The organism is Psychromonas sp. psych-6C06, assembly GCF_002835465.1.
Lineage (GTDB): Bacteria > Pseudomonadota > Gammaproteobacteria > Enterobacterales > Psychromonadaceae > Psychromonas.
In genome coordinates this window covers 28,771-52,262 of the sequence record NZ_PIZM01000001.1, presented here as the reverse complement: position 1 = coordinate 52,262, position 23,492 = coordinate 28,771, and the positions used below count along the sequence as shown (strand labels likewise).

Sequence of the window (23,492 nt, the reverse complement as noted above, 5' to 3'; positions counted from 1 at the left end):
AAAGCGTTTCCTCACTTGAAAATTGCCATTATTAATAAAGAGGAATCATCACATGAACATCTCAATTGCTTACCTGAGCGTTGTCCTTATATGGTCAACGACACCACTTGGTATTATCTGGAGTAGCGAAACCGTTAGCCCTCTTATGGCAGTACTGTTACGCATGCTGTTAGCTTTAGTAATTGGATCTCTATTTTTAGTGGTGATGCGTATTCGAGTACCACTGACAAAGCAAGCCCTAAAGCTTTATTCGTTCTCCACTATCGGTGTTTTTGGCGGTATGTTTTGGGGGTATATTGCCTCGCGTTATATCAGCTCTGGTCTCATGTCACTTATCTTTGGTTTATCTCCAATTATATCTGGCTTGATAGCGCAAAGAGTACTCAACGAAGTAAAGTTTACCCCGTTACGTTGGTTGGCTTTTGTTATTTCATTGTGTGGTCTAGGCATTGTTGCTTGGCACAATATCAGCAGTGGAAGTAGCGAGTTCATCGGTATCGCATTTGTTTTACTCGGAATGCTTTTCTTCAGTTTAAGTGCGGTGCTAGTAAAGAGTGTCAATATTAACATTCATCCATTTGCTACCACCTTAGGTGCACTGTACTTTTCTGTGCCTCTATTTTTTATAAGTTGGTTTATCTTTGATGGGCAACTAGATATTGCTCAGTGGTCAGTTAAATCGCTAGGTGCAATTGCTTACCTTGGCATCTTTGGTTCCTTGATAGGTTTTCTTGGCTACTTCTTTATTTTACAAAAGCTGAGCACCACCACAGTGGCATTAATCACCTTGATGACACCTCCGATTGCGATTTCTCTTGGCGCATTTGTTAATAATGAGCCAGTCGGCATCAACTTATACATCGGCGCTTTTTTTGTCATTATAGGTTTATCTATTTATCAATTTGGCGACCAATTCATAAAACGAAACGCTTACATAACCTCAATTCTGGATAAGTAAAGCGCTAACATAGCGTTATTAAGTTGGTTAATACAGAAAAGAGAATAAATATAATGATGCTATATGGCATGACCTTTTAAGGGTAACTGGGGAGGATGAACTTTGCCGTTTAAGTTTTGTTCAACACAACGCGTTTTGAGCAAGGCAGACGGATGTAGTTTAGTCAGTCTAAGCGAGTGTCGTCTAACGGATAGTAAAAGGTCTTTTCGTTTTGTATTGCATACTGTTTGACGTAGTCAAATGGGGAAAAGTGTGTTGTGTTGAACTCGTAGGCAATATTTGTATCAACTGACCCTAAATAAGAAAGAGGCAACAAATAAGTAACAATGCCTCTTTCTTAAACAGCTTAAAACTGCCAACGCTGCAAGGGGGCTTCTGGGTTAATGCCTTTTCTCCCCCAACGGTCAAGGCTATCAATTACTAACATTTGTGTAAAATCAGGCAACAACTGTTGTAACTGCAGAGACGTTTTACGCGTGCTTAATATCCAAGTATTCGGTGATTCCTTTATCCAAGATTTTAAAGCTTCTTTATCTTGCTCGGTCCATTCAAGCTCTGCTTTAAATAAACGTTGCTCAACAAACAATTGATTGGCAGAAGCAAAATCTTCAAGTTGATTAGAAAGCAAAATAACCGAGTCAATCTGGTTACCTAATAAATGCTGTTGCTGAGCATTGATCAACTTGCGAATATTAAGCAACAGCGCCTGTTGATTTTCTTCGATCATAGTCGCGTGCTCAGGCCAAACACGTTGTAAATCATCACTTACAATACTCATCATCGTCCCAAGATTGTTAGGGTTTAACCAAGCATATAATGAGTGGCCTCCCGCTGGCAGTTGCACAGTAGCAACTCCTTTTGTATGCATTGTAAATGCCTGTGAAGCATCAATTTCAATGAGCCTGATATTGCCCTGACGAGTAGCATTAAATAGAGGGTCCTGTGGCCAAAGTGACTTTAACGTTACAGTGACAGTAGCTTTTTTAGCCGCCTTTTCGGCCACTTTCATCCCTTTAGTGGCAAACCAATTTTCAAGGCGTTCAATACCATAGCGTTTTGGCGCTAAATAGGTGGTTGTGATAGGCGTATTCTTCATCAATTGTGAAGCAAGTAAATAAGTTACTGGCGTCGAAGTTAAAATATCACTAGCCAATATCTTGCTCGGTAAGACAAGCGACAATAACACCCCACAATGCGCCAAGCGCAACCACAAAGACAGACTTTTTGTATTCATTAAGATTTACCCACAATGCGATATAGCGTCGCAATCAAAAAGAAACTAGCCGCCACTAAGATAATAGATGCACCAGAGGGAATAGGTAACGCTAACTCCATTGGCAATAAAGTTCCCAGTAAACAACTCACGGTGGCTAGCAAAGAAGATAAGAGCACAAAACTGCCCATGTTTTTAGTTAATAGTCTCGCTGTTGCCCCTGGAATAAGTAACAATGCGCCTACCAACACCGCCCCCACTATTTTGACGGCTGCAATGGTCACTAGGGTGATCATCATAACAAATAGGTAATCATAAAAATGCGTGTGATGACCACGGACACGCGCAATATCAGGACTAATTGAGGCTAATAAAATACGATTAAAGGTAAAGATTAAAGTAACAATAATCAGCAAACAACTTACTGCTAGTACCCATAGATCAAAATCGGTAATGGTCAGAATCGATCCAAACAATACGTTTTCAAGCATATGAATATTAATTTTTCGAGCAACATACATCAATAAAGCAGCGCCACCCGCAAGTGCGACAGCCAAAAACACACCAACCAATGTATCGTAAGGTACCGCGGTTCGGTTTCTTACAAAATGTAGAAGAAGCGCAAATAACATACAAAAACAGAACAAGCCAATAATCGGGTTTTCTGCGGGCTCACCAAGCAAAACACCAATAGCGATTCCCGTTAATGCTGCATGTCCAACAGCCTCTGAAAAGAAAGCGAGACGCTTAGCGATCACTAATGTTCCTAATCCACCTAATAACGGTCCTAAAAGAAGAGCGGCTAACAAGGCATTAACCATAAAGGCATAGGAGAAACTTTCTAACAACCAACCAGATTGCGCACCTTCGCTAGCCCATAATTTTAATAACTCCATTATGCTACCCCACTATTTTTAGTCTCTGTAACACCTACCGAATGGCGGTTACAGTGGCTAAATAGTTGTTCTATTTTATGTGGCTTTAAGATTTCACGAGCATCGCCACTTTCGATTAATACGCGATTAACAACATGTACTTTCCCCTGCAAACGGCGTACTGCACTGATATCATGGTGTACCATAATGACCGTTTTTTGTTCTCTCACTAACGCGCTAATCAATTCTTCAAAATAGCGAACTCCCTGCTCATCCATACCATTGGCAGGCTCGTCTAGAATCAACAGTTCGGGGTTATCTAATAATGCCTGCGCAAATAAAACACGTTGCTGTTCGCCACCTGAAAGTTGCCCCATACGCAATAAGGCCCGATCTGCCATGCCAACTCGTTGTAGCTGTGCTAGTGCTTTCTGTTTATGTTTTTTATGACTTTTGAAGAACAGTGGAAAGCGACTTTGATTAAGTAAAATAAAATCTAATACGGTCAATGGCAAACTAGCTTCAAAGGTTGCTTTTTGTGGCACATAGCCGATCTTGCCAATCAGATCATCTAACCAGTTAACCGCTATCTGTCCCTTAAAAGGAGTTAAACCTAAAATAGAACGTAACAGTGATGTTTTACCACCGCCATTTGGCCCCATTATGACATGGCACTGCCCCGCTTCTAGGGTTGATGATATTTGTGTGAGTACTGGGTTATGCTCATAGGACAGTGACACCGCGTTTAATGAAATGGAAGGTCCCATTAGTTGCTCTCTTTTTTATTAGCAACAAAGGTCATCGCTTGTACTAAGGTGTCAAGGTTTGCACGCATCTCTATTTCAACTTTATCAGCACGGTATGGACCATGTGTCATGTGAGAAAAACGGTATAATTTTACCCCTGTTTCTTTTTCAATCGTATCAACGTAACGATTAGGCATGTCTAATTCATAAAACAAAACATCAATACCTGCATCACGAATTTTTTCAATAGTATCTTGCAGTTGGCTGGCACTCGGCTCGACTCCGTGAGCAGGCTCAATAACAGCTTCCACCTCAACACCAAACTCTTGTAAAATATAACCATAAGCATTATGTGTGGTCGCAACGTTCATTCCCGCTGTATCAATATCACCGAGTTCAAGCATCGCTTGGTGTTTCATTTTCCGAAATTTAAGCGCATAAGCACGTGCATTGGCACGATATTGCGGTGCATTATCGGGGTCTATTTTGGCCATTTTATTGGCAATGCTATACACTTTTTGAATCGTCGTTGAGACACCAACAAAGGTGTGAGGATTAACTGCGCCACTCCCGACTGACTGCCCCATCGCGGGTAACAGAGGTACATCTTTGTTTGCGTTAATGACGATTAAATCACTTCGATTAGCGGCATCAATCACCTTCATTGCAAAGTCATCGTGACCAATCCCATTAATCACGATGATGTCCATTTTCTCTAAACGTTGAAGATCCTGTGCTTGCGGCTGATAATTATGTGGATTAAAACCCGCATCAACTAATTCCAACACCTCAGCCTTATCACCGACCACAGCCTTAACATAGCTAAAGTACGGTTGTAGCGTAATGCCAATAGTCAGCTTTTGTGCATAACTTACTGTGTTGCCAAAGAATAACAACACAGTGATAAAAATTGCTTGAAACATAATGAATACTCTTTAAAAAATCTAACGCTCATCTGACTCAAAAACTACCTGCTGCCAACCAGACTCGATGAGTAACCTAGATTGCACTATTGCGCTTCTATCTACTTGCTCAGCAAGCAAACGAGCATCCCCTTTTAGGTCTAGCCAAATTTCAACCTGCGAATGCTGACTATTAAGTAAATACCGCGTTTTAGGCTCACCATTACTTGATAAAGGTACGCCTTGATAAATGCCATTTGCAACTAATTGCCATTGTTGTTTGCCATGGTGTAACCAACTCTTATCTTTTACAAAAGGTGCAATCCATTGTGAAGCCAGTTGCGCTACCGATGGCCACTGCTCCGATGTATTTAATTGCGCTTGATATTGATAACGAATCTCCTCATGAGCGAGTTTCAACTCAGCAATCATTGCTAATGGCTTAGTGGTTAATGCACTGATTTCAATCTGGTGTTTGGCCAGAGATTGCTTTTTATAACTCGTTTGATTATAAGGAAGTAACAACGCACCAATCAGCAAGATAAGCGCACATAAAAAAGCGATCCACTTTCCCTCTTTACGGCCATTTTCACTGATAACAGGCTGAATAATCATTTATCTGATTCCCCCCTCTGTGAAGTTATTTAATTTCAACTGAGTCAACCTCTACTGGGTTTTCATGACCAGCATCAAAAACGATATAAAATTCATCGACGGTTTTTACAAAAGTGGCTATCGAACGAATATCTGTTTCCACTTTAGCAATCAGGTTATCGTCATAGTCATACATCCTTACCACGTAATTTACCGCTTTGCTGCCATCGCTATATCCAGCTTCACATTCAATATTGTTACCCTTTGAAGCGCACTGCATCAAAGGGTAATGAGCAACACTTACATGGCTAAATAGCAACAAACAAAGCGTTGTCATTAAATAATGGATTTGACTCATTAAGGCAGTACCGCTTCAAAAGTAAAATGAACATTAGCGCTCATACGATCGGCTAATGGGTTATCCACTAAGTCCCCTTTATGATTTGCTTTTAATAAATACCGCCCAGCAATCGTTGGGGTAAAGGTAACAAAACCCTGTGCATCGCTAACCACCTCTATCTGCTCTTGATGGTTACGATACAAAGTACCTTCACGCGTTATTTCAGCGGTCACCCCCGCTTGCGCTTCACCGTTAAAATAAAACTGTAAGCGTACAGGCTCAGTAGCAACAATATCTGCAGGGTGAGTAATTGGTACCAGTTCTAAATATTTCCCCTCAAGTTCAAACGCTTTCTCGCTTGGCTTTCCGACGGTGATATAAGTCTCTGCGCGCGTGTACCCCATGGTAGTGATAATATCGCGTGATCCTTCTGGCAGTGCGACAGCACGCTCAACTTTATTCACGCGCATTCTTTTGGGAGTGTCACGGCGACCTGCTTTATAACTGGTGTAATAACCAACCCGATTATTAATCTCAACTTTATGTGTTCCCTGTTCGGCAAAAAAGAAATCAAACACAGAACGACGCTTGCCACGTAATACAAAATCAGGCCACTCATTACGCCCATCAGGCATAATAATATTGGCAGTTTCACTTCCAGCAGGTTTATCAAACACAAAGGTGCCATGCGAAGCAGTAACGTCAAAGGTAAGCCAATCGCCCCCTTCTTTAGAAATTGTAAAGTGAGAGGGTAAAACCCAACGCGGGTGTGCATTAGCGACGGTCATACAAAGAAGCCCGCCAAATAGTGAAGCGGTCAGTAGTAGCTTATTTATTGTTTTATTTAACATGTTATCTCTTATAGTTGATGGTTAATGGCGATTAGTCGCCAGCAATATGAGCCTTAAAATAAGCGCATTAATTAACACGATAATCAATCGTTATCGGCCCTGTTTCTTGTGTTGGATTTAATCGATGGCTAACGTTTTCAGTTTCGAGCAGTAACTTCTGGCGAAGATAATTACGACCGCCATGCTCACGTACAACTTCGATATAAAGGGTGTATTCTCCCTGTTCTATCCGCTCCCCTTGGTCGTTCAAGCCATCCCAATAGAAACGGTACTGCCCCTCCGGACGTGTTGCAGATGTGACAGCATCGACAAGCACACGGTCGTTACGTCCAACTTTTCGCCACCAGCTTCGTAAATCCTTTAACCATTCATCTTTACCGACCCAAAGCTGGATAGTTCGCACTGGTTTTCGCTGTGCATCTTCAACCCACACAGCAACGTATGGCCTTGCATAAATAGTCGTTTCGATAACGGGAAGCGTTAACTGAACCTCAATTTTTGCATTTTCTGGTAACGGCACCGCCCAACTTGAGCAGGTCATAATCAGCCCTAAGCACAGAGTGCCGAACACTTTTATATTTCTCATATTTCTTCTCTTTATTTTAATAACTGTACTGATATCGATGCTAAGGGACGGCAAATATAAAAATGAACAGAGCCAGCAATGAACCAAACGCAGTCCATTTTAATCCGGTGTTAAAGCTCTTGCGTTTAGGCACTAATAAACACACGCCCGTTAAAACAAATATCACCATCAACAGGGCACTCGCATCGATAAACCATGCCCAAACTTGACCACTGTTTCGGCCTTTGTGTAGGTCATTGAGCACAGCAATCAGCCCATAATGAGTAGTCTCAATCTCTGCAATCCCAGTTAACATATCGATAAAAACAGTACCGTTATAACCAGGGCCTTTGTAATCTAAAGAGATCTCCCCTTCAATTAACGCTCCCGCTTCTATTTCAGTAAATATCTGCATCACAGAAGGTGTCCCCGACAATTCACTCTGTCCATTTAAAAAATGTAACAATTTTGTTTTATCTGGCGAATAAGTCCCCTTTTCTGAGCTGAATAAAGCACTCGGAACGATAATCTGATGTTGTTCTCGTAAGGGGGTTTCACTGACAAAAAGATGTGGTCTGTTTAATGTAATACCGGTAATTGCAAAAAAAAGGACAACTAATAACAACGCCATCGATATATAAATATGTAATCGACGGGCCCAAAGTTGCACTTTTTTATTTTTAATCGAAGTTGTAATGGAATTAGACATATTAAGTTTGATGTAAGTAATAAAACACAAATGTAACTAGTTATCATTTAGATTTAAAATGACTTTACATTCTTTACATGTCATATCAATACAAAAAAAGCTGAACTTTAGCTTTCCAAAGCTCAGCTGTTTAGTCGATCTAGTAACGCACCTGTACTGTCGCCATAAAGTTACGTCCTTCGCCTATCACAACATTTTGTGCGCCATTTTGCTGATAATCTCCGCCCGTTGAACCACCACCTGCGTAGTAACCAGTATCAAAGATATTCTCAATATTTAAACGGAATACAAACTCTAAATCTTGGTCATATTTCAGGTTATGAGCAACACCAAAGTCAAAACGTGTATAAGCATCTTTTTTGAAGGTATTGGCACTATCACCAAAACGTGAGCCAACATAAATTGCGCCTAAGTTAACATCAGTATTATTAACAAATTCATAGCGAGACCAGATACTCGCTGAAAACTCAGGTACATCGGCAGGACGATTACCCTGATAGTTTTCATCAACGGTGTATTCAGCATCAAGGTAAGTACCACTACCACTCATTGAAAAGTTTTCAGTTAAGTAGCCTTGCAACGCCAGCTCAGCACCGCGATGAACACGTTCTCCAGCTTGTGTTGCTTCATACATATCGTTGCCAAGATCAACATTAATTACTGAGTTTTCTTGAGTAATTTCAAACAGTGCACCAGAGACAAACAGCTGATTATCAAATAGCTCCCATTTGCTGCCTAATTCGTAGAGCTTACCCGTTAATGGATCAAGTTTTTGACCATCATTAATCGCATTAGCATCACTTATTTCACCTTGAGGTTCAAAACTTTCAGAGTAAGTAAGGTAGATAGAACCATTACTTGCAGGGTGATAAATAAGCGCTAATTTAGGAACAATCGCATCCTCTTTATAATCCGCCTCCCCCTCTTTACCGTGGGTAATGTTTTGGTCATAACGCACACCCGCCAAGACTTGCCAGCTGTCGTTAATCGTTAGCATATCTTGTACGTAAAAACCGTATGTATCGTACGATGAATCGCTGATACGGGGATCTTTACTACCATCAATTTCAGGAGAAGCGGTTGGTTGGCCTACTGTAGTTTGCTCTTTTTTCAAAGAGTATTGCAAACGATCGTAGCTGTAACCTAACCAGTTGGTACCCACTAAAAACTGATGACCTAGGCCTGCCGTTTCAAAGTCGCCCACTAAATCCACACTTGCCGTTTGGAATACCCAGTGATCGCTTCGATCGCTCCCGCTATGTGAATATGTGCCCGTTGCAGGATCATAACCTTCTTCCTTTGGATAGCTCTCTACATCATGACGTTTAAAGTTTTGATGGTTGTAACTCACGTTTAGTGACCAATCAGTTGATAGCTGTGCATCGACATCAATACCCACATTTTGAACATCATTTTTAATATTTGACCACTGTGCATCCCAAATGTAGTCATCACCTAACACGACTTCACCATCTTTTACATATGCACCAGAATCAACACTGCTATCGTCAATGGTTTTATCATAATGAACCGAGACAGTCAGATTATCAGAAAGGTCGTAATCAACAAAAAGGCCACCGACAAAACGGTCTGTTTTAGGCGAAGAGCCATCACTGTATGTGCGCCAAGATTCAGAGTCTTGTTTTGATAAAACTAAACGGCTACGTAATGATTGCGACTCATTGAGTGAACCACTGACATCTAAAGTACTTCGAATTTCATTATCTGAACCAATATCTTGGCTGAATGATAGTTGTGTTTCCGCAGTTGGCTTTTTAGTGATCATATTCACTAGACCACCCGGCGCTGATTTACCATACAAGAGCCCTGCAGGCCCTTTTAAGACTTCAACCGACTCCAGTAATTCGATTGGTTGGCGGTAATGTGACCAATGCTGTTTACCATCACGTAAAAAACCACTGCTGCTACTTAATTGAAAACCACGAAGAGAGAAGCGCTCACGATTACGGCTATTACCTTCAGCTGAAATGCTTGAATCATTTTTTAATACCTGACCTAATGTGCTGGCACGTTGCTCGTCAATAATCTGTTCATCGATTACCGTCACTTGCCCCGGTGTTTCAAGTTGGGTCATCTCCATACGCATTGAGCCAGTATTGCTATCGGTTTTGTAACTTGCTTTTGTCCCAGTCACAACCATGCGTTCATCGACGACACTGTTTTCAGTGTCAACTTGCTCGGTATTTGCAGTGGCGAATGACGACGCTAACGCTGACCCAACTAATAATGCCAACTGACTTTTCTTAAACATATTCCTTTATCTCCAAAGAGCTGATAATTATTTATTCAATTTTATTGTGCTCTCTAGCAAGTTAGTTTCATCACCAAAAGGTAAGCCACAATTCCCTTGCTAGAAAATCTAAGCGCAATTTACATGATAACAATTATCATTACCGTTAAAATTACATTCTTTACATTTAAACTCAAATTTAAAAGTAGAGAGGAAATAAGTAATACATCACAGGGTTTATATTGGACTAGTGGCAGTTGAGAAAGGAAGAGAGAATGTGGCTTAGTCATGCTAAGCGAATTTCGGCTAACGGATAGCAAAACCTTTTTTGGTTCGAATTGCGTGCTGTTTCACGAAAGCAAATAGCTAAATTAGTAGCGTAAGTGACCTAATACCAAACGAAATAAATATCTGATCTCTTTTACTGTAATTAATATAACAGAGGGTGTTTAACTGCTTCAGCACGATAAAGGAAAGGTTAAGGAAAAGCGATAGATTAATAGGCGTTAAAGCAGTTGTTCAGAAAAACGATAGCCTTGGCCATGCACTGTTTTAATATGTTGTTTGGAAAGCCCTGCTCCCTGCATCTTTCGGCGGATGTTGCTGATATGCACATCTAAATTACGATCAAAGGGACAAAGCTCTTTCTTGAGTACCTCTTTTTGCAAAGTCATTTTAGAGATAATATCACCTGCACTTTTACTTAAATATTGCACTAATGATTGTTCGGTTTCAGTTAATGGTAAACGTGCAATCTTTAATGAAAACTGCTGGCTACAATGTTGAAATGCGGCACGTTGTTGCTCGAGTGCAACACGGCGTAATAGCACTTCAATAAATACCAACAATGTACTATTACTATGAGGTTTAATGAGGTATTGATCCGCTCCTGAACGTAAGCCTTCAATTGCATATTGCTGATGCTCTGAGGAGGTGAGTAAAAGAATAGGAATCGCAAAACTCTGACTGATATCACTGATTAACTTTAATAAATCATTGTTTGGGTTACTGTACTCCATAAGCACAAGATCAGCATTTAAATGCGTTAGAGTATTAGAAAGTTGGGTTTCCTCCTGTAAACAAGTAACACGATAACGCGCTTTTTTTAACACCTTTGTTAATAATTCACAGCGTGGCAAATTATCACCGAGAATAGCAATATGAAACATGACAACCTTAAAAATGATAACGATAATGATTCGCATTATATTTTTTCAGTTTGTAAATATCAATCATTGTTTTAGCTATAAAGATGGAATTTAGAAAGTGATCGAATGTTGCCTAGGAAAATTTAAACAGCTAAAGCGTAAGATGCAAGAGTTATACCAATCGAATTAAGTCTGTGATCTAAATTTTGCGCAGGAAATAAGTTACTTTAACCACTAAAATAGATCAGCTATTTATTTCGTTTGGTATTAGTTATTCATTATTCAACACACAACTCAGGTGGCTTAAATTTAAAAAATAAGTTATACCAATTCCACTAATATAGTGTTCAAATTTTACGTAGGAAAAAGGAGGTAGCACAAGGCGAAAGTTACAGTAAATAGTTGTTCTATTTGCAAAACTTTTAACGCTGAAATAGCTTTTTTAACAAGCAAGATTGATCAGTTATTTAATGGATTTGGTATTAGTATTAAACAAGTTCCAGAAACAAAAAAGGCGCCGAAGCGCCTTTCTAAATAGTATATTTAGTAAATATTAAATGTTTGCTAATGCATCATTCAATGTTTTACTTGGACGCATCGCTTTTGCTACTTTATCCTGATCAGTATGGAAGTAACCACCTAAATCAACTTCAACACCCTGTGCACCATTCAACTCTGCAACAATCGTCGCTTCGTTTTCAACTAATGCTTTAGCAAGAGGTGTGAACTGTGCTTGAAGTGCAGCATCTGTTGTTTGTGCAGCAAGTGCTTCAGCCCAGTATAGTGCTAGGTAGAAGTGACTACCACGGTTATCAAGCTCATTCACTTTACGAGAAGGAGATTTATCTTCTTTAAGGAACTTACCGTTGGCAGCATGTAACGCTTCAGCCAATACCACCGCCTGTGCATTACCCGTTTTTGCAGCGATATCTTCAATTGATACAGCAAGTGCTAAGAACTCACCTAAAGAATCCCAACGTAAGTGGTTTTCTTCAACAAACTGTTGAACGTGTTTAGGCGCAGATCCACCAGCACCTGTTTCAAATAGACCACCGCCATTAAGAAGAGGAACAATTGAAAGCATTTTAGCACTTGTACCCAGCTCTAAAATTGGGAATAAGTCAGTTAAGTAATCACGTAAAACGTTACCCGTTACAGAGATAGTGTTTTTACCCTCTTTAACGCGTTGTAATGAGTATTTACAAGCTTCAACTGGCGATAGGATTTTAATCTCTAACCCCGTTGTATCGTGATCTTGTAGGTAAGTATTTACCTTCTTGATTAGGTTTGCATCATGTGCGCGGTTTTCATCTAACCAGAACACCGCAGGTTGACCTGTTGCTTGTGCACGGCTAACACCTAAACGTACCCAGTCACGAATTGGAATGTCTTTCGCTTGGCACATACGCCAAATATCACCTTGCTCAACGTCGTGAGACATTAATACGTCGCCTGCTTGGTTAATCACTTTAACCGTACCTGCTTCTGCAATTTGGAAAGTTTTATCGTGTGAACCGTACTCTTCCGCTTTTTGCGCCATTAGGCCAACGTTTGATACGTTACCCATTGTCGCTGGATCAAATGCACCATTTTCACGACAGAATTTAATTGTTTCTTCGTAGATACCTGCGTAACAACGATCTGGAATTAATGCTTTAGTATCTTCAAGTTTGCCTTCCGTGTTCCACATTTGACCGCTTGAACGCACCATTGCAGGCATAGAAGCATCGATGATAACGTCACTTGGTACGTGAAGGTTAGTGATACCTTTATCAGAGTCAACCATTGCAAGGCTTGGACGTGTTGCGTAAACCGCTTGGATATCCGCTTCTACTTCAGCTTTTTTAGCTGCATCAATATTTTCGATTTTAGCGTAAACATCACCTAAACCGTTACGCTCATCAACACCTAGCTCTTTAAACAGCTCAGCGTGCTTGGTAAATACATCTTTAAAGTAAACCGTTACTGCGTGACCAAACATAATTGGATCAGACACTTTCATCATCGTAGCTTTAAGGTGAAGTGAAAGCATGATGTTGTTTTCTTTTGCTTCAGTCATCTCTTTTTCAAAGTAAGCACGTAATGCTTTAGCGCTCATGCGAGATGAATCAATTAGCTCATCTTTAAGAACTGGCGTAGAGGCTTTTAATACTGAGGTTTCGCCAGCTGCATTTGTAAATTCGATTTTAACATCGTCATCTTGTTCTAAAACAACAGATTGCTCAGCGCTGTAGAAATCACCATCAGTCATGTTAGCAACGTGTGATTTAGATTCTTTAGACCATGCGCCCATACGGTGCGGGTTATCTTGTGCGTACTGTTTAACAGCATCTGCAACACGACGGTCAGAGTTACCTTCACGTAAAACTGGGTTTACAGCAGAGCCTAAAACACGTGCATAACGCGCTTTAGTTTCTTCTTCTGCTGCATTTGCAGGTACTTCAGGGAAGTCTGGTAAAGCGTAACCGTGTGATTGAAGCTCTTTAATCGCAGCTTGTAGCTGTGGAATTGAAGCGCTTACGTTAGGTAGCTTGATAATGTTTGCTTCTGGCGTCTTAGCCAATTCACCTAATTCAGCCAGTGAATCTGGTAATTGTTGCTCAGCAGTTAAACAATCAGAGAAGTGAGAAATAATACGAGCAGCAACAGAGATGTCACGAGTTTCAACAGCAATGTCAGCCGCTTTAGTGAATGCGTTAACAATTGGTAGTAAAGAGTGTGTTGCAAGTGCTGGCGCTTCATCCGTTAATGTATAGATGATCTTAGCTGATTTATCTGTCATTTTGCTTCCTTTAAAAAAATACTGATGTTATGAATTTGTTACATCGTAAAATTGATGCGCACATCATAGCGAAAACTCAAAAATAGTCTACTTTTGAGCTGATTCCGCAGACCCTTTCAGGCACTCGGGATCATAATTTGTGAAGTGTGCATTTTAATGATTCTGTTACACTAACATTTTTACCTATTTTGAAGATATAAGTGAAGGTGTTTCAGTGAGTCATTCCCCCGTTAAAAAGCCTAAGAATAAGTTCGGTAACGCCTCAAAACCGGCCAAGAAAAAAGGCAAAAAGCCAACTCATTTTAATGTTAAAAAGCCCGCGCATAAAACCTATGCGACTAAAAAGCCTTTACCGCAATCGATGCAAAAAATCGTGTTGTTTAATAAGCCTTTTGATGTACTAAGCCAGTTCACCGATGAAGGTGATCGAATGACCTTAAAAGACTTTATTAATATTCCAGATATCTATGCAGCCGGCCGTTTAGACAGAGACAGCGAGGGGTTATTACTGCTTACCAACGATGGTATTTTACAGGCTAAGATCACCCAGCCCGGCGAAAAAACCGATAAGACCTATTGGGCACAAGTAGAAGGCGCACCAACGGAAGCTGATCTTGAAAAGTTACGTAAAGGGGTTGAACTTAAAGATGGACTAACCTTACCTGCAAAAGTAAGCATCATGGACAAACCTAAGGTCTGGGATCGCTATCCACCGATTCGTGAACGCGCCAACATCCCCACCACTTGGCTTGCAATCACCATCAATGAAGGTCGTAACCGTCAAGTACGCCGCATGACCGCAAACATCGGTTTTCCAACGCTTCGTTTGATTCGTTATTCGATTGGTGAATGGTCGATTGATGGGATTGAGAATGGGAAATACAAAGAGCTGTAAAGCTTATTGCTAGAAGGCTTGGAGGGAAAAAGAAGCTGTCAGTTTTTAGCTGTCAGCTGTTAGTTAAACCAGTACGTTTCACTTATCACGGTCTCCTCTCCCCCATGTTATAACCTTCAGTTTCAACTTTAATTCATTGAATAAAAAGTATTATCCATTAACATCAATAGAAACTAATTAATTAGATAAAAAATTTTACGTGCAAATCTGGAATTTATCTCGTTAATTGCCCTGTTAACTATTTAATTCAATTTTCGAGGTACGATGAAAAAAGAAATCCCAGCCCCTGTTATCGCGGTTGTCTCTCAAAACCTTCCCGATATAGAAACACATGCGGGCATAAATAACCTGTTTTTATATGCTGATGCACCAGGGGAACCTCCAGAAGGCTCAAAGACGGTGAAGGTTCAAGAATGGCTTAGAAGAATAAATAAAGAGTCAGAGCACCCATTACAAATATTGGGGAAATTGATTGAGATTCATATGGAGTTACCAGAACAAGACGAACAAGATCAGGTTTTGTGGGGCCATAACGTAACAAACCATAAAAAAGAGTTCAAAGAAAAGCTATTATCAATCTTTGGCAAGTGCAATCTTACTTACACTTCTGGCGGACATATTTCTGATGGTAGCTCAGCTCCAAGTAAAGCTTTGTCAGAGCTTATCAAAGGTCGGGATATTCCATCAATTGATGCTGAGTTTACTAGAGCACTAGCCAATGTAAACTCAGAGCCAAGAGAAGCAGTATCAGCTGCATGTAATATTTTAGAGTCAATCTTTAAAGTTTATATCGCGGATGAATGCTTGGATAAACCTCAAAAACAAGATCTTCAAAATGTCTGGAAGCTAGTTCGCAACGATCTAGGTTTCGATCCTAAATTGGTTCAAGATGATGATCTCAAAAAAGTCCTAACAGGAATTATTTCAATAGTTGATGGGATTGGAGCTTTCCGTACTCATGCCAGCTCGGCTCATGGTGAAGGCCGTAAAATCTATAATCTAAAGCCAAGACATGCTCGACTCGCTATTCATTCTGCTCATACTATTTCCCTCTTTATTCTAGAAACTTGGGATGAGCGGAGACAAAATAACTAAACCAAAGTGCACTGCCAAATACTTTCTCGGATTCAACACTCCACAAAATAGGTTAACGGTGCAATAGAAATAACTGAGGTCAGGTTAAAATTAAATACAACTAAAAAAACTAGCCTATCTAGGCTCTCGTTTTCGGGTGTTTCGCCCTTGGCGAGTTCATTTTCTTTGAACTGCCAAAGAAAACGGAACCAAAAGAAAGGCCGCCCCACCATTTTCTAATTTGCACGGCCTGTTTGCTTATAACGCACCGGCTTGTACAGCACATCCATGTGCTGAATCAAGCCTAACCCCGACATCCATGTCGGGCCTTGCTAAGCAATCATGCCTTAGCAAGAAAATAGAAGGGGAATTGTCGATACGCTTTGAGCTGTTTTCTATAGCAGAAGGCAAAACATACCTTAAACAATTTGAGACTTTAACCACTCAATGCGTATACACAAAGTTTCCGTTTCATTTTTCTGCTGGAAAGCATTACTTTAGCAAAGGAAATCATGGATGATTTCATTAGTGGTTGCATGCACAGGGATGTGCATTCAACCACAGTGCGTTAATAAGTAATTCTTTCTAGCAGATAAAAATGATTCGGAACGGCACTTTTTGGTTACTTTTTCTTGCTGTTGAGAAAAAGTAACTCGCCGAAAGGCGAAACCTCTGCCAAGTAAGTTTAATTTCCGACTGGATGAGCTTTGACGAACTGAAATCTACACATAATAGCTGGTAATAACTGGGGGCAGGTTAAAATTAAATACAACTAAAAAAACTAGCCTATCTAGGCTCTCGTTTGCGGGTGTTTCGCCTTTGGCGAGTTCATTTTCTTTGAACTGCCAAAAAAAACGGAACCAAAAGAAAGGCGCCCCACCATTTTCTAATTTGCACGGCCTGTTTGCTTATAACGCACTGGCTTGTACAGCAGAAGGCAAAACATACCTTAAACAATTTGAGACTTTAACCACTCAATGCGTATACACAAAGTTTCCGTTTCATTTTTCTGCTGGAAAGCATTACTTTAGCAAAAGAAATCATGGATGATTTCATTAGTGGTTGCATGCACAGGGATGTGCATTCAACCACGGTGCGTTAAGAAGTAATTCTTTTTAGCAGAATAAAAAATGATTCGGAACGGCACTTTTTGGTTACTTTTTCTTGCTGTTGAGAAAAAGTGACTCGCCGAAAGGCGAAACCGCGGCCAAGTAGACCTAATTTCAGACCGGACTAACTTGACGAGCAGGTGCGTTTAAAGATATTTATTTTGTAAAATATCAAAACGTCTAGGAACGGCACTCATTCGCTAAAACATTACTTTTCTCTTGCGGCTGAGAGAAAAGTAATGTCGCCGAAAGGCGAAACTGCTGCGAAATGGGTTTGATTATTGGCAGGACAAGTTTCAAGCCTTACCCAAATTCGCCACTTACGTAGCCTTGGGTGCGAGAATCAATGGGTTGATTAAATACTTGAGCGGTATTGCCATGTTCAACAAGCTCTCCCATCCAAAAGAAAGCGGTTTTATCAGCGATACGCTTAGCTTGATTCATTGAATGCGTCACAATAACAATGGTAAATTTGTGGCGTAACTCATCCATCAACTCTTCAATTTTATGCGTTGCAATTGGATCTAACGCACTGGTGGGCTCATCCATTAAAATCACCTCAGGCTCCATCGCAATCGCCCGCGCTATACACAAACGTTGTTGCTGACCGCCAGATAAACCAAATGCATCACTGTCTAAACGATCTTTAACCTCTTCCCAAAGGGCGGCGCCACGTAATGATTCTTCAACCACTTCATCGAGTTTTTGTTTGCTTTTAATTCCCTGAGCTTTTAAACCAAAGGCAACATTTTCATAAATACTCATTGGAAAAGGATTGGGCTTTTGAAATACCATGCCAACACGTTTACGCAGTGTTTTTACATCTGAATCGCGATAAATATCACTGCCATCAAAGTGAACATCACCGTTAATTTTGACATTTTCAACTAAATCATTCATTCGATTTAACGTACGTAGTAACGTTGATTTACCACAGCCAGAAGGACCAATTAATGCCGTTACTTGGCGATTAGGTATCTCCAGTGAGATATCTTTTAAGGCATGTGTCTCGCCATAAAACAGGTTTAGGTTTTTAATACTTAATTTACTCATTTTATTCTGCCTTTAATGTGATGCTTTGTTGTAACGCTGAGTAATAACTTTGGTTATTAGGTTCAAAACAAGGACTAATACGATTAATATCGTCGCCGTTGCATAGGCTTGATCCCATTCTGATTGTGTAAATAACTCTTGTGTTAATTTGTATAAATGCACGGTCAGTGTTCGCCCAGAATCTAAAACAGACTCAGGAATCTGTGTCACCATACCTGCGGTTAAAAATACCGGTGCAGACTCGCCGATAACACGACCAGTACTTAAAATAATTGAGGTAATAATACCGGGCATCGCACTGGGTAAAATAAGACGCCAAATGGTATATATTTTTGAGGAGCCTAAAGCGTATCCGCCCTCTCGATAGCTTGGTGGCACGGCCATTAATGCTTCTTCCGTTGTTCGAATAATGACCGGCAAGACCAACATTGCAAGCGTTAATGCCCCCGCTAATATCGAGAAACCTAACCCGAGTGTGGTGACAAAAAAGGTCATTCCAAATAAACCGTAAACAATCGAGGGAATACCCGCTAATGACTCGGTACAAAAACGAATTACTTTGACAACTTTACTGCCAGGTTTTGCATATTCGGTTAAATAAATTGCTGTCATTATGCCAATAGGTGCCGCGATGCTAAGTGATAATCCCACCATGTAAACGGTAGAAACGATCATTGCCCAAATACCAGAGGCTTCGCCAATACGGGTATAAGCACCTGTAATAAACTCCCAACTCACGTGACTTAAACCATTACTTAAAATATGCCACATAACCCACAATAAAAATAAAATGGTAATACTGGCAGAGGTCCAAATAGCACCGAGTAATAAGTTATCTTGCTGTTGTCTATTTAACATTAGTGAACTCGCTTATGGTTTATGTATAACAAACTCGCGTTTAACATGACGATAAACACCAGTAAAACAATACCTGTCGAATAAAGGGCACTTGCATGGATGCCGGTTGCATAGGACATCTCCATCGCAATATTTGCGGTTAATGTTCGCGCTGGCTCAAGCAGAGAACCAGGCATTGCTGGGGCATTACCCATTACCATAATAATCGCCATTGTTTCGCCAATAGCACGTGCAATGCCAAGTGAAATACCGGTGTAAATGCCACTACGGGCAGCGGGTACTAGTACTTTAAAAACACTATAAATATGCGATGCACCTAAGGCTAATGCGGCTTCTTTATAGGTTGCTGGCAACGCACGTAATGAGGTTTCAGAAATGGTGATTACCGTGGGTAAAATCATTATCGCAAGGACAATTATTCCGGCTAATACGGTATTACCTGCTGGAATGTTAAACAGGCTTTCTATCATTGGCACAATAATGACTAAACCAAAGAAGCCATAAACAACCGAAGGAATACCTGCTAATAACTCAACCGCAGGTCGCACCAAGTTAGCTAACCATTTCGGTGCAAGCTCTGCCAGAAATACAGCGGTAAGAATAGCGATAGGTACCCCAATCAGGACGGCTCCAAAAGTAGAGATAAGCGATGCGACTATCATTGGTGCAATACCAAATAATGCCGGTGGCAACCACTCTTGCCCGAATACAAGCTGCGTTAATCCAGCTTGTTGAAAAGCAGGTATCCCCTCATGAAAAACAAACCAGCCGATGGTCACAACAGACAAAACACCAACCATGGCACAGCCTAGAAATAGCAGGTGGAAACCGACTCCGACCCAATCACGTGGCGACGTTGTTTTTTCTGTCAACTTAACAGCGGGGATTGTTATTGCATTATCCATCACTTACCTCAAAATATTTTTACAAAAACGTTGTTGATAACTCAGGCTTACTTTCAAGCCTGAGTTTTTATGCGCTGGTTTTTAGTTAACGCGGATATACCCCTGCTCTTCCACAACTTGCTGACCATCATTTGAAAGAATGTATTCAATAAATTGTGTTGCTTGTGGCGCAACATTTTCTTTTACTAAAACAATAAATGGACGTGCAATACTGTAGTCGCCAGATGCTATCGTTTTAGCATTAGGCGTTGCGCCATCAACGCTCAGTGCGCGTAATGAGTCATCAACTGAACCGAGAGAGATATAACCGATTGCATAAGGGTTATTTGCAACAATCGTTTTAACCATACCGTTCCCGTTACCCACTTGTGCCGTTGGCGTGATCGCAGAGACTTTCATGCCATTAACTTCACGAAGCAGACTCATGATGTCTTCAAATGCACCGCGAGTACCCGAAGCTGCATCACGTGTCACTACAACGATAGGGGCATTTTCACCACCAACCTCACTCCAATTTTTTAACTCGCCACGGTAAATTTTAGCGATTTGCTCTTTGCTTAATTCCTTAACACTGTTTTTATTATTTACGGTCACCGCAATACCATCACGAGCAATAACCACCTCTTTTGTACCCGCTGTTTTTTCATCGTCTTTAATGTCACGTGATGACATACCGATCATGCTCGTGCCATCCTTTGCAGCACGTATACCCGCAGACGATCCAGTACCTTGCACTTCAACATTATGGTTTGTTGCGTTGTGGTAAGTTTCACCTAAAACTTCCATTACGTTAGTCACAGAGGTTGAACCGGAAACAGTAATCGCTTTACTTGCATATGAAAGCGGGCTTGTGATTAATGCTAATGCTGCGACTAAACCAATAACTTTTTTCATTTTTATATCTCGCTCTTTCTTTTTAAGTAGTAGTAATTGCCTAATATGGATAAGCGCTTAGCCAAAATTAGCGTTGCACTTTATATCACTGGCAAATACAAAAAGTGTGTGCCTCTGTAGGAAGCGAGCGTATTGAAGCAAGCCAATGTGACAGTTAGGTTACATTTTTATTGCATCAAAAAACGTTGATATTTCATTGCTGAACATTCGCAACAGCACAAACAAACCTAACCCTTTATAGGTAAAGAAATGAAGAGAGGTTAACCTGGCTTATTTTTTCTTTTGCACAAGTAAATTATTAACATTAATTTTATACTCATAAAGGGATAGCTCTTTAAGATTGGAGATTATTCTGCATCGTTTGTCGCGGTAAAGTCGATGACAAGCTGAAGGATTTAGTTCTGGTTAACGCAAAAAACACCTTATCCGCCTCACTTTGCTGATGAAATACGTTATAAAAAGCATTAAAAACAAATTATTGTATTACTAATAAAGTAAAGTTATTAACCTGTACTTTCAAGAGCATAGCTAAATATCCAATGGCAAACAGGGTAAAATTATTAACGCTTTATGTAACATAACGCCTTGCATCAACAAAAATAAAGCCAATTAAAATCAACATCTTACACAAAAACAATTCCTATTTTATTCATGAATTAAATTTTAAATGGTGTGTTTTTCATCAATCCTAATCGTTTTTGTAATTAAGATCACATAAGCAAAATTCAAAACCTGTATCAGCTCACAGAACAACTCCAACTGCACACAAATCATTTAATAATACAATACCATTAAATGAAGTTTTCAATATCTCTTAGAAAAAGGAACATCACGTGATAACGCATAAACAATTAGCAATTGATGCAATCAAACTCGTTACCCCTGCTATCGAACGCCTTTTTGAACAAACAAACCGAAAAGAACTTCATATTGTGGTGATGAATCCGACACTTAAACCATGGGAGTCTAGCTTTGATGAAGCCATCCTTTATGAAATATCGCTAGGAAAACCAAAGACGTGGACAATTCCCTTTGATCAACTCGCGAGAAAAAAAGCACAGCAAGCATGGCGTGATGGAAGCGCAAATGTAAACCATCAATCCATTCACCCTACATCGCTACGTGAAGGAGACCTACTTTTTTACGGCTCTTTTGTATATGGCAATATTGTTGTTGCTTGCAGTGGCGTTGAACAGTGGTTTGACATGTTAGTCAGTGGCTGGGTTGCAGTTGCGATTGAACAACTGGCTATGCATGACTACCAAACAAATAAAATACAAAATCCAACTCAAGATCACAGAGACTAACTTTCATTTAATAGAGGATAAAACATGAAAAACTTACTAAAAACAGCACTCATTACAGCAGGATTGATCATGTCAGCAGGTAGCTTTGCCGCTGATTACCCATCTAAAAATATCCGTTTAGTCGTTCCTTTTGGTGCTGGTGGGGGTACAGATGCAGTGGGTCGTACACTTGCAAACAGTGCAAAAGACGTACTTGGTACGAGCATCTCTGTCATGAACAGAACCGGTGGTGCAGGTGCTGTTGGTATGAGTTATGGTGCACAACAACGTGCAGATGGTTACACTTTAACAGTAGTAACACGTGAAATAGCTTCACTACCACAAATGGGATTAATGCACCGAACTGCTGACGATTTTAAATTAATTCGCATGGTTAACTTAGATCCAGCGGTGGTTTTGGTGCCTGCAGATAGTCCATATAATACGATTAATGATTTAGTTGCTGAAGCGAAAAAGAATCCAGGTAAAGTTAAGTTTGCTTCAACGGCGGCACCTAACTTTTACTTAATGGCACTGGAAAAGTCTCAAGGTATTAAGCTTAATGCGATTCCATATAATGGCGCTTCAGAAGCAATTCCATCGGTATTAGGACACCATACTGCAGTGACGATGGTAACGCCGGGTGAATCCATTGCACAGTTACGATCAGGCCAGCTAAAAGCATTGGGGGTTATGTCAGCAGAGCGTATTTCGTACATTCCTGATGTACCAACGCTAAAAGAGCAAGGTATGGATGTTGTAACAGGTACATGGCGTGGCATTGGAGCACCAAAAAATACCCCTGATGAAATTATTGAAATCTTAGGTAAAGCATTTGATACCGCCATGGCAACGCCTGAGTTCAAAGACTTCATGAGTAAAGGGGCAATGACAATTCACCCTCTGAACGCGCAAGAGTTTACCGACTTTGTTAAAGAAGATACAAAACTACTTGGTGAGTTAATTAAGTAACGTTGTATTTACTCAAGCCAAGATAACCCGTTTATCTTGGCTTCACCGTTCAAGGAGCTCTTATGTTCAATCGCAATATTATCTTTCCTGCACTTATGATCATCGTAAGCATGATCACGTTAGTGCTTATTACACAATTCGCTGTTCCTCGATATCAAGATGCATCTGTTGGAGCAGGTTTCTTCCCAGCTATCATCGCCATTATCCAAGTGTTCATTTGCTGTGTATTAATCTTTCAATATTTACAAAAGAAAGCCCATCAAAAAGAGACGCCACTTATTTCACGAGAGTCTATATTTGGCGTGCTTTTTTTAATTGGTTATGCACTATTAATTAGCCTTATCGGTTACCTATATGCCAGCCTTATTGGTTTTACCCTTTATCTTGTTTATTACAAAATTAAGCAACCTCTGTATTACGTGATTGCATGGGTCTTTGTTCTTAGCATCTATTATCTTTTTGGTGAGGTGTTTGTTATTTCATTACCGGAAGGTTTACTCTTTTATTAGGGC

22 protein-coding genes are annotated in these 23,492 nt (G+C 40.3%); 6 read left to right on the top strand and 16 right to left on the bottom strand.

All coding sequences use genetic code 11. The features are described from left to right. Positions 1-52 precede the first annotated feature (52 nt). Positions 53-958: a DMT family transporter gene (locus CW745_RS00255; RefSeq protein WP_101106390.1), complete on the top strand. Its 906-nt coding sequence runs from the start codon at positions 53-55 to the stop codon at positions 956-958. Between the two features lie 346 nt (positions 959-1,304). Here the strand turns inward: CW745_RS00255 and CW745_RS00250 are convergent, their stop codons facing one another. From CW745_RS00250 to CW745_RS00195, 12 genes are all read right to left on the bottom strand, one after another. After that, positions 1,305-2,192, bottom strand: a complete 888-nt coding sequence (locus tag CW745_RS00250) for a zinc ABC transporter substrate-binding protein (protein WP_101106389.1) — start codon at positions 2,190-2,192, stop codon at positions 1,305-1,307. Beyond that, complete coding sequence (locus tag CW745_RS00245; RefSeq protein WP_101106388.1) at positions 2,192-3,067, bottom strand: metal ABC transporter permease; 876 nt, start codon at positions 3,065-3,067, stop codon at positions 2,192-2,194. Before CW745_RS00245 ends, CW745_RS00250 begins: the two co-directional genes overlap by 1 nt. Beyond that, on the bottom strand, positions 3,067-3,813 hold the full coding sequence (locus CW745_RS00240) for a metal ABC transporter ATP-binding protein (protein WP_101106387.1): 747 nt from the start codon (positions 3,811-3,813) through the stop codon (positions 3,067-3,069). Before CW745_RS00240 ends, CW745_RS00245 begins: the two co-directional genes overlap by 1 nt. Beyond that, a complete protein-coding gene (locus tag CW745_RS00235; RefSeq protein ID WP_101106386.1) occupies positions 3,813-4,715 on the bottom strand; it encodes a zinc ABC transporter substrate-binding protein in 903 nt (300 codons plus the stop codon). The genes CW745_RS00240 and CW745_RS00235 overlap by 1 nt, the downstream gene beginning before the upstream one ends. Positions 4,716-4,736: 21 nt before the next feature. Continuing rightward, positions 4,737-5,309, bottom strand: coding sequence for a hypothetical protein (locus tag CW745_RS00230; RefSeq protein ID WP_101106385.1), 573 nt, complete (start codon positions 5,307-5,309; stop codon positions 4,737-4,739). A gap of 25 nt (positions 5,310-5,334) precedes the next feature. Continuing rightward, complete coding sequence (locus CW745_RS00225) at positions 5,335-5,646, bottom strand: hypothetical protein (RefSeq protein WP_101106384.1); 312 nt, start codon at positions 5,644-5,646, stop codon at positions 5,335-5,337. Then, the gene (locus tag CW745_RS00220; RefSeq protein ID WP_101106383.1) at positions 5,646-6,479 is read right to left on the bottom strand and encodes a DUF4198 domain-containing protein; all 834 of its coding nucleotides are present in this window, start codon (positions 6,477-6,479) and stop codon (positions 5,646-5,648) included. Before CW745_RS00220 ends, CW745_RS00225 begins: the two co-directional genes overlap by 1 nt. Before the next feature lie 67 nt (positions 6,480-6,546). Further along, positions 6,547-7,065: a DUF2271 domain-containing protein gene (locus CW745_RS00215; protein ID WP_101106382.1), complete on the bottom strand. Its 519-nt coding sequence runs from the start codon at positions 7,063-7,065 to the stop codon at positions 6,547-6,549. Positions 7,066-7,105: 40 nt separating this feature from the next. Continuing rightward, a complete protein-coding gene (locus CW745_RS00210; protein ID WP_101106381.1) occupies positions 7,106-7,753 on the bottom strand; it encodes a PepSY-associated TM helix domain-containing protein in 648 nt (215 codons plus the stop codon). 139 nt (positions 7,754-7,892) lie between these two features. Next, entirely contained in the window at positions 7,893-10,025 is a 2,133-nt protein-coding gene (locus tag CW745_RS00205; protein WP_101106380.1) for a TonB-dependent siderophore receptor, read from the bottom strand. Between the two features lie 485 nt (positions 10,026-10,510). Next, a complete protein-coding gene (locus CW745_RS00200; RefSeq protein WP_101106379.1) occupies positions 10,511-11,173 on the bottom strand; it encodes a response regulator transcription factor in 663 nt (220 codons plus the stop codon). 532 nt (positions 11,174-11,705) lie between these two features. Beyond that, positions 11,706-13,934, bottom strand: a complete 2,229-nt coding sequence (locus CW745_RS00195) for an NADP-dependent isocitrate dehydrogenase (protein WP_101106378.1) — start codon at positions 13,932-13,934, stop codon at positions 11,706-11,708. Positions 13,935-14,148: 214 nt separating this feature from the next. Between CW745_RS00195 and CW745_RS00190 the strand changes: the two genes are divergently transcribed. Beyond that, positions 14,149-14,829, top strand: a complete 681-nt coding sequence (locus tag CW745_RS00190) for a pseudouridine synthase (protein ID WP_238596636.1) — start codon at positions 14,149-14,151, stop codon at positions 14,827-14,829. 264 nt (positions 14,830-15,093) lie between these two features. Further along, positions 15,094-15,924: an abortive infection family protein gene (locus CW745_RS00185; protein WP_101106377.1), complete on the top strand. Its 831-nt coding sequence runs from the start codon at positions 15,094-15,096 to the stop codon at positions 15,922-15,924. Positions 15,925-17,315: 1,391 nt separating this feature from the next. Here CW745_RS00185 and pstB read toward each other — a convergent pair. From pstB to CW745_RS00165, 4 genes are all read right to left on the bottom strand, one after another. Beyond that, positions 17,316-18,065 (bottom strand): phosphate ABC transporter ATP-binding protein PstB, encoded by a 750-nt coding sequence (gene pstB / locus CW745_RS00180; RefSeq protein WP_101106376.1) that lies wholly within the window; start codon positions 18,063-18,065, stop codon positions 17,316-17,318. Positions 18,066-18,077: 12 nt separating this feature from the next. Next, complete coding sequence (pstA, locus tag CW745_RS00175) at positions 18,078-18,923, bottom strand: phosphate ABC transporter permease PstA (RefSeq protein ID WP_101106375.1); 846 nt, start codon at positions 18,921-18,923, stop codon at positions 18,078-18,080. Continuing rightward, on the bottom strand, positions 18,923-19,828 hold the full coding sequence (gene pstC, locus CW745_RS00170; RefSeq protein WP_101106374.1) for a phosphate ABC transporter permease subunit PstC: 906 nt from the start codon (positions 19,826-19,828) through the stop codon (positions 18,923-18,925). Before pstC ends, pstA begins: the two co-directional genes overlap by 1 nt. A gap of 81 nt (positions 19,829-19,909) precedes the next feature. Further along, positions 19,910-20,722, bottom strand: a complete 813-nt coding sequence (locus CW745_RS00165) for a phosphate ABC transporter substrate-binding protein (RefSeq protein WP_101106373.1) — start codon at positions 20,720-20,722, stop codon at positions 19,910-19,912. 833 nt (positions 20,723-21,555) lie between these two features. Between CW745_RS00165 and CW745_RS00160 the strand changes: the two genes are divergently transcribed. The 3 genes from CW745_RS00160 to CW745_RS00150 all read left to right on the top strand — a co-directional run bounded on the left by CW745_RS00160 (position 21,556) and on the right by CW745_RS00150 (position 23,489). Next, entirely contained in the window at positions 21,556-22,029 is a 474-nt protein-coding gene (locus CW745_RS00160; protein WP_101106372.1) for a hypothetical protein, read from the top strand. A gap of 24 nt (positions 22,030-22,053) precedes the next feature. Then, on the top strand, positions 22,054-22,980 hold the full coding sequence (locus CW745_RS00155; RefSeq protein ID WP_101106371.1) for a tripartite tricarboxylate transporter substrate binding protein: 927 nt from the start codon (positions 22,054-22,056) through the stop codon (positions 22,978-22,980). A 62-nt stretch (positions 22,981-23,042) separates the two neighbouring features. After that, positions 23,043-23,489: a tripartite tricarboxylate transporter TctB family protein gene (locus CW745_RS00150; RefSeq protein WP_101106370.1), complete on the top strand. Its 447-nt coding sequence runs from the start codon at positions 23,043-23,045 to the stop codon at positions 23,487-23,489. Positions 23,490-23,492 lie beyond the last annotated feature (3 nt).